This window comes from Collimonas fungivorans (genome assembly GCF_001584145.1).
Classification (GTDB): domain Bacteria; phylum Pseudomonadota; class Gammaproteobacteria; order Burkholderiales; family Burkholderiaceae_D; genus Collimonas; species Collimonas fungivorans.
Window position 1 is genome coordinate 4,338,371 of sequence record NZ_CP013232.1, and the last position, 12,309, is coordinate 4,350,679.

Consider the following 12,309-nt stretch of genomic DNA (forward strand, 5'->3'; position numbering starts at 1 on the left):
ATCCCCGATTTCTCCCTGCAATTTTAGTGTGGCGTACGAAATTCGTTGGCTGCCCAGGCGCTGGCGCTGCTCTGGCTGAGCTTGAAAGTTGCGGCCACCCGCACTTGCGCCAGCTGTTCACCATCGGCGTTGTGGGCGGTCAGCAAGGCATAAGGGAAATCGTCGTCGGGAACGATGTCGAGCGTAATATTGAGCGTTGTTTCGGCATGGTCCACCACGATGCTCTTGTGCAGCATGGCATGCAATTGCTGCTCGTGCCGGCGCACGAATTCCGAGGCGGTCTTGACCAGCGTAATGAAGGCCGAGGGGTCCAGCGGCTTGGGATTCTTCTTGTCGCGGCCCATGGTCCAGGGGCCGATCAGGGCCGGTTCGGGTTCGCCATCCTTGATCATCGCTACCGCCCAGCCGTCGTCGTCATCGTTCTTGATGATGCGCGCGGTCCAGCCGTCGTCCTGCCACAGGCGCGGTTCCTGGATTTTCTGGTCGCCGGCGGCGGCGCTTTCATCGTGGGCATCGTGTGCTTCGGGGCTTGCTGTGGAATGGTCTGTCATTGCGGATTGCTTCACTGCTGATGGAGGATAAGGAGGCTGGAACTAGCCCGAATTGTATAGTACAAAGCGCGGCAGCTCACAGGCGCCGGAATTGTTTGCGGTAAGCAGCAGGCGAAACCGAGAAGGCGGAAGTGAAATGCTGGCGCAGCGACACGGTGGAACCGAAGCCGACCATTTCGGCCACGCGGTCGATCGCCTTGTCGCTGGTTTCCAGCAGCCGCTGTGCCGCAGCCAGCCTGTGGTTGAGCAGCCATTGCGATACCGTGGCGCCAGTCTTCATCTTGAAGCGGCGCGTGAAGTTGCGCCGGCTCATGGCCGCCCGCGCCGCCAGCACATCCAGGCACAGCGGCTGTTCAAGATGTTGCATGGCCCAGTCCAGGGTGGCCGTGAGCTGGTCGCTGCCGCCGGTTGCCGGCAAGGGCTGTTCGATATATTGGGCCTGGCCGCCATCGCGGTGCGGCGCCACCACCATGCGTCGGGCGATGCGGTTCGCCACCTCGGCGCCGTGGTCACGGCGCAGCAGATGCAGGCAGCAGTCGATCGCGGCGGCGGTGCCGGCTGAAGTCAGGATGTCGCCGTCGTCCACGTACAGTACTTTCTGGTCCAGCTTGACGCGCGGGTATTTCCGCGCAAAGTCGTCGGCCCACACCCAGTGGGTGGAGGCTGCGCGGCCATCCAGCAAGCCGGCTTCCGCCAGTACAAAAGCTCCCAGGCATAAACCGACAATCCTGGCGCCACGCGCGTGCGCCTTGCGCAAAGCCTGCAGCAGGGCTTCCGGCGGGCGCTCGTCGGGATCGCGCCAAGCCGGCACGATCACCGTATCGGCCTGAGCCAGCGCGGACAAATCATGCTGCACATCGATATTGAAGCCCGACATGGTCGGGATCAACCCGGCCTGTTCGCCGCATATCAGCAAACGGTAACGCGGTGCACCCAGCCGGGCAAGGTCATCGCCGAACACCATGCAGGGCACGGACAGGTGGAAAGGACTGATACCTTCGAACGCGATTACCGCTACGGTATGCACTGCCTCTGGCGCAATCTCGTGAATCTGGGCTGATTTCAACATGGCCCGATCCTATCATATTATGTCTATCGGGACACTTTCGTCGCCAACCCTGAAACCCGATACTTCGTCCTGTCCCGACGCTCAATGCAGCGAGCCGAGGGAAAAGCAGAGATGAGCGACTGGCGTTCGTCATGCCCAATCAGACAGGAGTCTCAAGATGAACCACCCGACCATCCGCGCCATCGCCGGCGCTGCCGCACCGGCCAGGATAGAGGCCGCCAGCACCGCCCTGCTGGTCATCGATTTTCAAAACGAATATTTCAGCGGCAAGATGCCGATTCCCGACGGCAAACGCGCACTTGGCAACGCCCGGCGCCTGGTCGAATTTGCCGACCAGGCCGGCATTCCCGTGTTCCACGTCCAGCATGTCACCCCGGCCGGTACGCCGATTTTTGCCGAGGGCGGCGCCACGGTGCAATTCCATGAAGAACTGCAGCCGGCGGCACACCACAGCGTGCTGCAGAAATCTTCCGTCAGCGTATTCCCAACCACTGACATCGACAGCCGCCTCAAGGCGGCAGGCATCAAGACCCTGATCGTCAGCGGCTTGATGACCCATGCCTGCGTGGCCGGCGCCGCACGCGACGCGGTGCCTCTCGGCTACGAAGTGCTGGTAGCCGAAGACGCCTGCGCCACGCGCGACCTCGACAGCGCCGACGGCGCCATCCTGCCGCACGCCGCACTCCACCGCGCATCGCTGGCGACCATCGCCGATACCTTCGGCGAAGTCATGACAACCGCGCAGATCCTGCAGCTGCCCCTAGCCTAAGCCATCGCACTGATTAATTAGGGTCAGATACCGTCTTGAATAGCAAGGCCGTTCGCTAAATAATTGGGATCGAAGGGCTTGCCAGTACGGACCACTCCGTAAATCAGATGTGTCATTTTGTGCATCACGGCCCCGATTACAGCTTTTTTTGCCATACCGGTGGCCAATAGTCGCTCAGCAAAGCGACGTAGTAGCGGGTTGTGTCGACATGCTACTAAGCTAGGCATATAAAGCGCCGCCCGCATAGACATGCTTCCAACTCGGCTAATCATGGTTCGACCTTTGATGGAGGTGCCGGAGCTGCGTTGTTTCGGAGTTACGCCGAGAAATGCGGCAAATGCCTTGGCGCTGTCAAATCTCCGGATGTCACCCAACTGGCCTAAGATCCTCGCCACCGTAGTGCCGCCGATACCTGGGATGCTCGTGATGAGCTCGGCATCATGCTTGAGGCCGGGATGTCGATCGATGTGATCATCGATGTCACCCTCCAATTTTTTGATCTCAGCGCTTAGCCAGGCGATGTGTTGCTTCACATGGTCGGCGACGTCGCTCATACCGGTGAAGGTGTTCGCTTCAAGCCGGTTTTCTTCCTGTTGGCGAATATCCTTTAATGCTTGTACTCGCATCGACCAAGCCCGCAACTGGCGCTGTTCCAGCGGTGGCGGCACCCAAGGCGCGGGCTTCATGGCAGCGCAATAGCGCGCAATGAGTCCGGCATCGGCAGTATCGTTCTTGTTGCGGATATTCTCACTATGGCCGAAGCCTTTGATGCAGGCCGGATTGACCACGCTAACGCTCATTGCTGCGTCATGCAGCGCCAATGCCACCGGTTCATAGTAAATCCCAGTGGCCTCCATGCAGACATGCAGCGTTTCTTTAGCGACTTTCGCCTTGCTTAACCACTCCAGGAGTAATTTGTATCCCTCGGCCGAATTATCCACCACCTTGGCCTTGGTCTTGCCGTTGACCAGCAAGGCAATATCGAGCTTCTTCTTGCTCACATCGATACCAACAACTGCGCACACCGTTTCCATTTTGACCTTTCTCGTATGCGGGCTTACGCGCCAGGCGATGGCCCAAGATACCGTTCGGACTTATAAAATGAAACGGGCAGAGGCACCTATCTGACCCACGTGCTCAACCGCACTCAGTCTAATCGGCATCACTCTGCCCGACCGCTTCGACATCATGATTATCCAATGGCGATGCGGTAGGTTCAATATACGAGAGTCGAATATTCTCCTGCATCAATATTCGACTCTGACCCTAATTAACTGGCTGGCATGGTTGTGGGCAGTTTGGGAGGCATTGGCGGCGGGCGGAAATGGTTCGAAAATAAGTGGCATACTATGCAGATCGCAAGGCTGAACACCACTGAAAGGCGGAATGAAATGAAAAACTGGATTCGTCTCAACAAGGGATTCCTGCTGTTCCTTTTTCTTTTCGGGATTTTCCGCACCGCGGTCGCCGACTGGAACCCTATCCCCTCCGGCTCCATGCGCCCCAACCTGCTGGAAGGCGATGTGGTGTTCGTCAACCGCCTTGCATTCAACCTCAAAGTCCCGCTCACTAATATCGTCATCGGCCACCTCTGCGAACCGAAGCGCGGCGACATCGTTACCTTCTTTTCACCGCTGGATGACACCAGGCTCATCAAACGCGTGATCGCCCTGCCCGGCGACACCGTCGAAATGCGCGATGAAAAGATGATCATCAACGGCCAGGAAGCCAGCTACGCCATGCTGGGCAGCGCGCCGGAACCGCTGGACCACGGCGGCGCCCTGGTCGCCTTGCGCCTAAATGAAAAAATGGGAGCGGAACAGCATCGCATCCAGCTGCTGCCGCAAGTCAACGCCGACCGTAACTTCGGTCCGATCACGGTGCCGCAAGACCACTACATGATGCTAGGCGATAACCGCGACAACAGCGGAGATTACCGTCATTTCGGCTTCGTCCCGCGCGAGCTGCTGATCGGGCGCGCCGAGCGGGTGCTGGTGTCGGCCGACATCAAGGGCAACTGGATGCCAAGGACCGAACGTTTCGGCATGCAACTACATTAGCGTTTCGCTGCACGGCTGCCGATGTCATGCAGCCGCTTTTCAATCAGCTCCGACATGCCCTGCGCCGCAATCGAAAGAGAACGCTCTTTCTTTTTCACGATCAGGATAGGCCGCACGATGTCATGCGCATCGATCGGGATGCTGACCAGGTCCATGTGACGGAACTGGAACAAGGTCAGCTCCGGCACGATGCTGACACCGAGGCCGGATTCGATCAAGCCCGCCACCGTAGCCAGATGCTCCACTTCAAGGCCGGAATTCATCACCGGGATGCCGCGCAACAGCAGCTCGACATGCTGGCGCACGCTGGTGGAGCGCGCCAGGTGGATCAGCTCGCAGCCACTCAGGTCGGACAACCGGATGCGGCGCTTGCCGGCCAGCGCGTGATCCTGGCGGCACACCAGGTAAAACGGATCGCTGCATAAGGTCTTGGTATCGAATTCGATCAGGCCCGAGCCCGGCGCGGTCAAAGCGATATCCACCTTGCCCTGGCGCAGCATGGCAAGGCACTGGTCCGACAAGGCATCGAACAGCTGCACCGTAATTCCGGGATAAGCCCGTTTGTATTCGGCAATCACCGCCGGCAAGCCGTTCGCCGCCAGCGACGGCAAGGCCGCAATCGCGACCCGGCCCTTGCGCCTGGCGACGTAGTCGCTCATGTCGGCAAACGCCGATTCGATATCGCTCACCAGCGAGCGCGCCACTTCCGCGAACAGTTCACCCTCCGCAGTCAGCGTGACATTGCGTGTATCGCGCTCGAACAGCTTGGCGCCCACCGCTACTTCCAGCTTCTGGATCATGACGCTGAACGCCGATTGCGACATGAAACAGCGTTCGGCGGCATGGGTGAAATGCTTGCATTCCTGCAGCGCCAGGAAGGCGTGCAGCGAACGGGTGGAGATATTGAGCTTCATCGATTAACCCGTTTTTACGATCAATCCATCGAAAAAAATCATTTTACAGCACAAACTCCAGCTACCAGAATGCTCTTAAAACAAGAGCAATAACAAGTATTCCCATAAAAATATCCACGGGATAGGAGACAGACAACATGCTGGCATTACTCGGCTTCATTACCATCGTCACCCTGCTGGCGGCGATCCTGACAAAAAAGATGTCGCCGCTGGTGGCGCTTATTGCGATTCCCATCATCGCCGCCCTGATAGGCGGCTTTGGCCTGGAGACGTCGAAATTCATCGTCTCGGGCATCACCAGCATCGCTCCGGTGGCCGGCATGTTCGTATTCGCCATCCTGTTCTTCGGCATAGTCACCGATGCCGGCATGCTGGATCCGATCATCTCCGCCATCCTGCGCATCGTCGGCAGCCGTCCCACCCGCATCGTGCCCGGCACCGCATTGCTGGCGCTGCTGATCCACCTGGACGGCTCGGGCGCGGTCACCTTCCTGGTGACGATTCCGGCCATGCTGCCGCTATATACGCGGCTCGGCATAGACAAGCGCATCCTGGCCTGCGTCGCCTCGCTGGCGGCCGGCGTCAATTTCCTGCCGTGGACCGGCCCCATGATCCGCGCTTCCGCCGCCTTGCACATCCCGGTCAGTGAAATCTTCACGCCCTTGATCCCGGTGCAGATCGTCGGCCTGGTGTTCGTTTTTTCCGTGGCTTACTACCTCGGCCTGAAAGAAGAACGGCGGCTCGGCCTGACCAAGGGCGCGCCGCTTGGCTTCGTCCATACCCACGAGTTGTCGGAAGCGGAAAAGAACATACGCCGTCCGCAGAATTTCTGGATCAACATCGTGCTGACCGTGTTTGTATTGGGCGTGATGATCAGCGGCAAAATCGATCCGGTAGTGATGTTCATGATCGGCGTGGTGCTGGCGCTGATGATCAATTACCGCAACGCCGACATGCAGCGCACCCGCATCGACGCCCACGCCAAGGCTGCCCTGCTGATGGCCAGCATCCTGTTCGCCGCCGGCGTGTTCACCGGCATCATGACCAAATCCGGGATGCTGAGCGCCATGGCCAAGATGGCGGTCGGTTTCGTCCCGCCCTCCATGGCGTCGCATATCCCTGTGGTGCTGGGCCTGCTGTCGATGCCATTGTCGATGCTGTTCGATCCCGACTCTTTCTACTTCGGCGTGCTGCCCGTGATCGCCGAAGTCGGCCACATGCTGGGCGTACAGCCGCTGCATGTGGCGCAAGCCGCGCTGCTGGGCCAGATGACCACCGGCTTCCCCGTCAGCCCGCTGACGCCGGCGACCTTCCTGGTGGCTGGCCTGGCCGGCATCGACCTGGCCGATCACCAGAAATACACGTTCAAATACCTGTTCGCCGCGTCCGTCATCATGACCATCACCTGCGTCGTGATCGGCGTCTTTCCCCTGTGAGGCGCGTTTTAGATTAAGGAAACCAGCATGAGACATATCCGCATCGGCGCCGGCGCCGGCTACTCCGGCGACCGCATCGAACCCGCCATCGAACTGGCAGAGAAAGGCGAGATCGACTACCTGGTGTTCGAATGCCTGGCCGAGCGCACCATCGCCATTGCCCAGCAGGCCCGGATGAACGATCCTGCGCTCGGCTTCGATCCGCTGCTGGCGGAACGGATGCAGGCTGTGCTCGCCATCTGCAGCGAAAAAAAAATCAAGATCATCACCAATATGGGCGCAGCCAATCCGCTGGCCGCCGCCGCCATGGTCAGGCAGATTGCACAGGCCATGCACCTCAAGCTGAAAGTGGCGGCGATAACCGGCGACGATGTGCTGGATACCCTGAAAGCTGGCGACTACATCAGCGACCAGGACATCGCTGTCAATAGTCTCGGCGACAAGCTGCTGTCGGCCAACGCCTATATCGGCGCCGCGCCCCTGGTGGAGGCGCTGGCACAGGGCGCCGACGTGATCATCACCGGCCGCGTGGCCGATCCGGCGCTGTTCCTGGCGCCCTTGATCCACGAATTCAACTGGGCCATGGACGACTGGCATCGCCTCGGCCAGGGTACGCTGGTCGGGCATTTGCTGGAATGCGCCGGCCAGGTCAGCGGCGGCTACTTCGCCGATCCCGGCTACAAGGATGTTCAGGGACTGGCGCGGCTGGGGTTCCCGATCGGCGAGGTGGCGGAAGACGGTTCGGTGGTCATCACCAAGGTGACGGGCTCCGGCGGCCAGGTAACGCCGGCTACCTGCAAGGAACAGCTGCTGTACGAAATACACGATCCCGCCAGTTACCTGACGCCGGATGTGGTGGCCGATTTTTCCGCGGCCACCGTGCGGGAAATCGGTCCCGACCGGGTGCTGGTGCAAGGCGCTACCGGCCGCGCCAGGCCGGATACCCTGAAAGTATCGATAGGCTACATCGACAGCTACATCGGCGAAGGGCAGATTTCCTATGCCGGCCCGGGCGCGCTGGCGCGCGGCAAACTGGCGCAGGCCATTGTTGCGGAACGGCTGCAACTCAGCGCGGCGGTATTCGATGAAATCCGCTACGACCTGCTGGGCACCGACGCTATCCACGGCGCTGCCTTGTCTGCACAAGCGAGCGAACCGTATGAGGTACGGGTCCGCGTGAGCGCCCGCAGCGGCAGCATGCGCGATGCCATCCGCATCGGCAACGAAGTCGAAACGCTGTACACCTGCGGTCCGGCCGGCGGCGGCGGCGCCACCAAGACGGCGAAGGAAGTGGTCGCGGTGCAGTCATGCCTGCTGCCGCGCCGGCAAGTAACAACCTCTGTGCATTTCGAGTGAGGATGAAGATGAAACTACGCGAACTTGCCCATTCCCGCGCCGGCGACAAAGGCGACATCTCGAACATCTCGGTGATCGCCTACCAGGAGAAAGATTACGCGCTGCTGGAAAAATACCTGACCCCGGAACGGGTCAAAGCGCATTTCGCAGGCATCGTGCACGGCGAGGTGCTGCGCTATGCGCTGCCAAGCATTGGCGCGCTGAACTTCGTCATGCAACGCGCCCTGGGCGGCGGCGTCACCCGCTCGCTCGCGCTGGATGCTCACGGAAAATGCCTGAGTTCGGCGATAATGACCATGGAAATTCCAGACGATACCGATCCTTCCTGATCCATCCACCCCGCCAAGAAAGGAAGTCCATGAGAATGCAGATTGGCCGCTTGCCGACACAAGCCACACTGGCCCTTGCCCTTGCCACGCTGGGAGTCATGGCGTCGGCGCAAACGCTGTCACCGGAAACCCAGCGCTACCACGATATCTACAAAGAGCTGGTGGAAATCAATACCAGCCACTCCGCAGGCGACACTACAAAAGCCGCGCACGCGATGGAAAAACACTTGCTGGACGCCGGTTTCACGGCCAGCGATATCCAGGTGATCGAACCGTTCCCGCGCAAAGGCAACCTGGTGCTGCGTTTCAAGGGCAACGGCAGCAAGCAGCCGCTGCTGTTGCTGGCGCATATCGACGTGGTCGAAGCCAAGCGCGAAGACTGGAAAACCGATCCTTTTCAGCTGCAGGAAACCGGCGGCTATTTCACCGCCCGCGGCTCTATCGACGACAAGGCGATGGCCTCGGCTTTCGTCTCGGTGCTGAGCCAGCTCAAGCAGGAAGGATTCAAGCCCAGCCGCGACATCATCCTGGCGCTGACCACCGATGAAGAGCGTGGCGATGTAGAGAGCAACGGCGCCAAATGGCTGATCGCCAACAAGCCGGAATTGCTCAAGGCAGAGTTCGGCATCAACGAAGGCGGCGGCGGCGAGCTGCGCGACGGCAAGCCCAACCTGCACCGGATCCAGGTCGCCGAGAAAATCTATGCCACCTATGAACTGGAAGCGCGTGATGCCGGTGGCCACAGTTCGACCCCCACTGCCAGCAATCCGATCTATGCCATCGCCGCTGCCCTGAACAGACTGAGCGCCTACCGTTTCCCGGTGCACCTGGCCGAAGTCACCACCGGCTATTTCGCCCGCAGTGCGCCGTTTGCCAGCGGCCAGCTGGCCGCCGACATGCGTGCGGTCGGCAGCGGTAAGCCGGACGCCGCCGCGATAGAACGCTTATCGGCGATCCCCGACTACAACGCACAGTTGCGCAGCACCTGCGTGGCCACCATGGTCAGCGCCGGCCATGCGGAAAACGCGCTGCCGCAATCGGCCAAGGCCACGGTCAACTGCCGCATCCTGCCGCAAGACGATCCGGACGACATAGACCGCCAGCTCAAGCAGGTGATCAATAACGACAAGATCGCGGTGCGCTACACCAACAAACCGCTGCGCAGCCCGGCTTCACCGCTCAACGGCGACCTGGTGAAGACAGTCGAAGCGCTGACCCAGGACATGTGGCCAGGCGTGCCGGTAGTGCCGGCCATGAGCACCGGCGCCACCGACAGCAGCTATATGCGTAATGCCGGCATCCCGATGTACGGCGTCTCGGGCTTGTTCGTCGAGCCTTCCGACCGCCGCACGCACGGCCTCGACGAACGGGTCGAAATCCAGCGCGTTTACGACGGCCGCGAATTCCTCTACCGCCTAGTCAAGCGCCTGGCGCAATAGGGTAGCAAAAGCGCAGGAAAAAGAATCGACTCCGGCGCCAGCCGGAGCCGGCTTACTTTACTGCAGAATTCAAACGCAAGAACCAGAGTGTCCAGGGCCTGGATATGCCCTATGTTGCAGTTGTGCGGCGCCCGCCGCTTGCCAACTGACGGACACTCGCCATGAACTTTATCGAACTGCTCCTGCTCGCCGCGATCTGGGGCGCCTCTTTTCTCTTCCTGCGGATTGCCGCGCCAGAATTCGGTCCCTTCGCGCTGATTGCGCTGCGGGTCGGTATCGCCGCGCTGGTACTGGCGCCAGTGCTGCGCTCAGCCGCTGCCCGCAGCCAATGCCGCCGCAAGGCCTGGCCGCTGTTTGTAGTCGGCCTCAGCAATTCCGCGATACCGTTCGGCCTGTTCGCCTATTCCACCCTGTACGTGAACGCCGGCATCGATTCCATCTTGAATGCAACCACGCCGATCTGGGCTGCCCTGATCGCAGCTCTCTGGTTCGGGCAGGCCATGAACCGCAGCCAGGTCTGCGGCCTGATGCTGGGCTTGGCAGGGGTTGCGGTGCTGGTGTGGGATACGGCGGGCGCTGGCGTTGCGGGCGTGCCGCTGGCGATCGCCGCCGCGCTGCTGGCTGCCGTTTGCTATGGTTTCGCTGTGAACTATTCAAAGCGGCATCTGGCTGGAGTCCAGCCCCTGGTAGTCGCCTTCGGCAGCCAGTTGGCCGCCTCCATAGTACTGCTGCCGCCGGCGCTGCTGTCCTGGCCGCAACATGCGATCGCGCCCTCCATCTGGATTTGCGTCGCGGCGCTCGGCGTGGTCTGCACCGGCTTCGCCTATATCTTGTATTTCCGCCTGATCGAACGGGTAGGCGCAGCTTATGCTGCCTCCGTCACTTTCCTGATTCCGGTCTTCGGGCTGGTCTGGGGCGCCGTTTTCCTTAACGAAAAAATCACACCGGCGATGCTGGCCGGCTGCGCAATCACGCTGCTAGGGACTGCACTCGCTAGCGGCAAGCTGAACGGTTTGTTGGCAGGGAAGCGCAAAAGATTGGCGTGAACTGCGCGCGGCCATGACAAACAGGTATTGCCGCGTGCTAGGATAATGCCGAAAATCGACAGTTTATATAAACGTGCATCATCATTACGCTGGACGCCATGGGAAACCGATTCCCTTCCCGATCAACACTAAAAATGATTAACGAGACCCGCTGGCCTGCAGGGGTAAATCGGCGCGCAATGAGCCTCGGCTTGTTGCTGTCCTTGGTGCTGCATGCCGGTTTGCTCCAATTGTTCCGGCCTCACAAAACAATCGATACCGGCCCTACTGCGCAGGCGGCGATGACGCTGTTGCTGCTGCCGGCGGCGCCACCCCAACCAGCCTCGGTACGCACGCTGCCGCCGGCCAAGCCCGTTATCGTGCAGCGCGACCAGCGCCCTGCAAAATCTTCTGTACGCGCAAATACAATCGCCCCACTACCCGCGGCGCCGCCCGCCACCATCATCAGCGACACGGCAGCCCTCTCCCAGCCGGCCGACAAACAACCGCGCGTGGACTTGGACGCCGCATTGAAAACGGCCAGGCAGATAGCAACAGATCCCGCCGGCAGACGCAACGGCACTGCCGTCTCGCAATTGCAAACGCATCCACTCGAAGCCCGGCCGGACAGCCGCCTGGCGCAGGACATTCAACGCAGCGCGCGCGCCGGCTGCCTCGACGTCGGCCGTCCCTTTGGCTTATTGGCGCCGCTGGTGCTGGCTGCAGATGCGGTATTGTCAAAAAAAGATGGCGGCTGCAAGTGGTAACGCTTGTCCTTGTAGCCGGCTGCTTACGGTGTTACATTTTTCTCTTTTGCAATTCAAGGTCAGGGTCAAATAAATTATTCGACTCTGACCCTAATTAACTGCGGCAACGAAGGAGAGAAAACGATATGCGCGCCATCCTCAATTTCCTGTGGTTTGTGCTGGGCGGGGTGTTCATGGGCCTGGGCTGGTGGCTGGCAGGCGCCGTCGCCTTCCTCACGATAGTCGGCATCCCATGGGGCAAAGCCTGTTTCGTGATCGGACAGTTCACTTTCTTCCCCTTCGGCAGGGAAGCCGTGAGCCGCAAGGAACTGAACAACAGAGACGATATCGGCACCGGCAGCCTGGGCCTGGTCGGCAATATCCTGTGGTTCGTGTTTGCCGGCATCTGGCTGGCTATCGGCCATGTGCTGTCGGCCATCGCCTGCTTCATCACCATCATCGGCATTCCATTCGGCGTCCAGCACCTGAAGCTGGCCGGCATTGCGCTGGCGCCGATAGGGAAAACCATTGTGACGAAAGAAGTGGCGGCTGCGGCGCGCCGCCAAGGCGCGGAAGATAGTGTAGCCAAGTTGCGCGGCAACGCGTAGGCAACGA

The 12,309-nt window shown here is 60.4% G+C and carries 13 protein-coding genes; 9 read left to right on the forward strand and 4 right to left on the reverse strand.

Going from position 1 to position 12,309, the window contains the following annotated elements; translation table 11 throughout:
* Window positions 1–23: 23 nt before the first annotated feature.
* Window positions 24–551, reverse strand: a complete 528-nt coding sequence (locus CFter6_RS18965; protein WP_061541241.1) for a hypothetical protein — start codon at window positions 549–551, stop codon at window positions 24–26.
* Between the two features lie 76 nt (window positions 552–627).
* A complete protein-coding gene (locus tag CFter6_RS18970) occupies window positions 628–1,578 on the reverse strand; it encodes a GlxA family transcriptional regulator (protein WP_061542469.1) in 951 nt (316 codons plus the stop codon).
* Window positions 1,579–1,777: 199 nt separating this feature from the next.
* On the opposite strand from CFter6_RS18970, the gene CFter6_RS18975 reads away from it, so the two are divergent.
* On the forward strand, window positions 1,778–2,389 hold the full coding sequence (locus CFter6_RS18975; RefSeq protein ID WP_061541242.1) for a cysteine hydrolase family protein: 612 nt from the start codon (window positions 1,778–1,780) through the stop codon (window positions 2,387–2,389).
* A gap of 23 nt (window positions 2,390–2,412) precedes the next feature.
* On the opposite strand, the gene CFter6_RS18980 is transcribed toward CFter6_RS18975, so the two are convergent.
* Window positions 2,413–3,423: an IS110 family RNA-guided transposase gene (locus tag CFter6_RS18980; RefSeq protein WP_061539234.1), complete on the reverse strand. Its 1,011-nt coding sequence runs from the start codon at window positions 3,421–3,423 to the stop codon at window positions 2,413–2,415.
* A 357-nt stretch (window positions 3,424–3,780) separates the two neighbouring features.
* Between CFter6_RS18980 and lepB the strand changes: the two genes are divergently transcribed.
* Window positions 3,781–4,449, forward strand: a complete 669-nt coding sequence (lepB, locus tag CFter6_RS18985; RefSeq protein ID WP_061542470.1) for a signal peptidase I — start codon at window positions 3,781–3,783, stop codon at window positions 4,447–4,449.
* Here lepB and CFter6_RS18990 read toward each other — a convergent pair.
* On the reverse strand, window positions 4,446–5,363 hold the full coding sequence (locus tag CFter6_RS18990) for a LysR family transcriptional regulator (RefSeq protein WP_061541243.1): 918 nt from the start codon (window positions 5,361–5,363) through the stop codon (window positions 4,446–4,448). The two genes, lepB and CFter6_RS18990, sit on opposite strands and share 4 nt — an antisense overlap.
* Before the next feature lie 137 nt (window positions 5,364–5,500).
* On the opposite strand from CFter6_RS18990, the gene CFter6_RS18995 reads away from it, so the two are divergent.
* The 7 genes from CFter6_RS18995 to CFter6_RS19025 all read left to right on the forward strand — a co-directional run bounded on the left by CFter6_RS18995 (window position 5,501) and on the right by CFter6_RS19025 (window position 12,302).
* Window positions 5,501–6,799, forward strand: coding sequence for a CitMHS family transporter (locus CFter6_RS18995; protein ID WP_061541244.1), 1,299 nt, complete (start codon window positions 5,501–5,503; stop codon window positions 6,797–6,799).
* 27 nt (window positions 6,800–6,826) lie between these two features.
* A complete protein-coding gene (locus CFter6_RS19000) occupies window positions 6,827–8,155 on the forward strand; it encodes an acyclic terpene utilization AtuA family protein (protein ID WP_061541245.1) in 1,329 nt (442 codons plus the stop codon).
* Between the two features lie 8 nt (window positions 8,156–8,163).
* Window positions 8,164–8,484, forward strand: a complete 321-nt coding sequence (locus CFter6_RS19005) for an AtuA-related protein (RefSeq protein WP_061542471.1) — start codon at window positions 8,164–8,166, stop codon at window positions 8,482–8,484.
* A gap of 29 nt (window positions 8,485–8,513) precedes the next feature.
* The gene (locus CFter6_RS19010) at window positions 8,514–9,923 is read left to right on the forward strand and encodes a M20/M25/M40 family metallo-hydrolase (protein WP_061541246.1); all 1,410 of its coding nucleotides are present in this window, start codon (window positions 8,514–8,516) and stop codon (window positions 9,921–9,923) included.
* A gap of 161 nt (window positions 9,924–10,084) precedes the next feature.
* A complete protein-coding gene (locus tag CFter6_RS19015) occupies window positions 10,085–10,969 on the forward strand; it encodes a DMT family transporter (RefSeq protein WP_061541247.1) in 885 nt (294 codons plus the stop codon).
* A gap of 179 nt (window positions 10,970–11,148) precedes the next feature.
* The gene (locus CFter6_RS19020) at window positions 11,149–11,715 is read left to right on the forward strand and encodes a hypothetical protein (RefSeq protein WP_061541248.1); all 567 of its coding nucleotides are present in this window, start codon (window positions 11,149–11,151) and stop codon (window positions 11,713–11,715) included.
* A 125-nt stretch (window positions 11,716–11,840) separates the two neighbouring features.
* On the forward strand, window positions 11,841–12,302 hold the full coding sequence (locus CFter6_RS19025; RefSeq protein ID WP_061541249.1) for a YccF domain-containing protein: 462 nt from the start codon (window positions 11,841–11,843) through the stop codon (window positions 12,300–12,302).
* Window positions 12,303–12,309: the final 7 nt, after the last annotated feature.

Coding starts and splice junctions, on each gene's coding strand:
- CFter6_RS19015 (WP_061541247.1), top strand. CDS start 10,085: ATGAACTTTATCGAACTGCTCCTGCTCGCCGCGATCTGGGGCGCCTCT.
- CFter6_RS18980 (WP_061539234.1), bottom strand. CDS start 3,423: ATGGAAACGGTGTGCGCAGTTGTTGGTATCGATGTGAGCAAGAAGAAG.
- CFter6_RS19000 (WP_061541245.1), top strand. CDS start 6,827: ATGAGACATATCCGCATCGGCGCCGGCGCCGGCTACTCCGGCGACCGC.
- CFter6_RS18965 (WP_061541241.1), bottom strand. CDS start 551: ATGACAGACCATTCCACAGCAAGCCCCGAAGCACACGATGCCCACGAT.
- CFter6_RS18995 (WP_061541244.1), top strand. CDS start 5,501: ATGCTGGCATTACTCGGCTTCATTACCATCGTCACCCTGCTGGCGGCG.
- CFter6_RS19005 (WP_061542471.1), top strand. CDS start 8,164: ATGAAACTACGCGAACTTGCCCATTCCCGCGCCGGCGACAAAGGCGAC.
- CFter6_RS19025 (WP_061541249.1), top strand. CDS start 11,841: ATGCGCGCCATCCTCAATTTCCTGTGGTTTGTGCTGGGCGGGGTGTTC.
- lepB (WP_061542470.1), top strand. CDS start 3,781: ATGAAAAACTGGATTCGTCTCAACAAGGGATTCCTGCTGTTCCTTTTT.
- CFter6_RS19010 (WP_061541246.1), top strand. CDS start 8,514: ATGAGAATGCAGATTGGCCGCTTGCCGACACAAGCCACACTGGCCCTT.
- CFter6_RS19020 (WP_061541248.1), top strand. CDS start 11,149: ATGAGCCTCGGCTTGTTGCTGTCCTTGGTGCTGCATGCCGGTTTGCTC.
- CFter6_RS18975 (WP_061541242.1), top strand. CDS start 1,778: ATGAACCACCCGACCATCCGCGCCATCGCCGGCGCTGCCGCACCGGCC.
- CFter6_RS18990 (WP_061541243.1), bottom strand. CDS start 5,363: ATGAAGCTCAATATCTCCACCCGTTCGCTGCACGCCTTCCTGGCGCTG.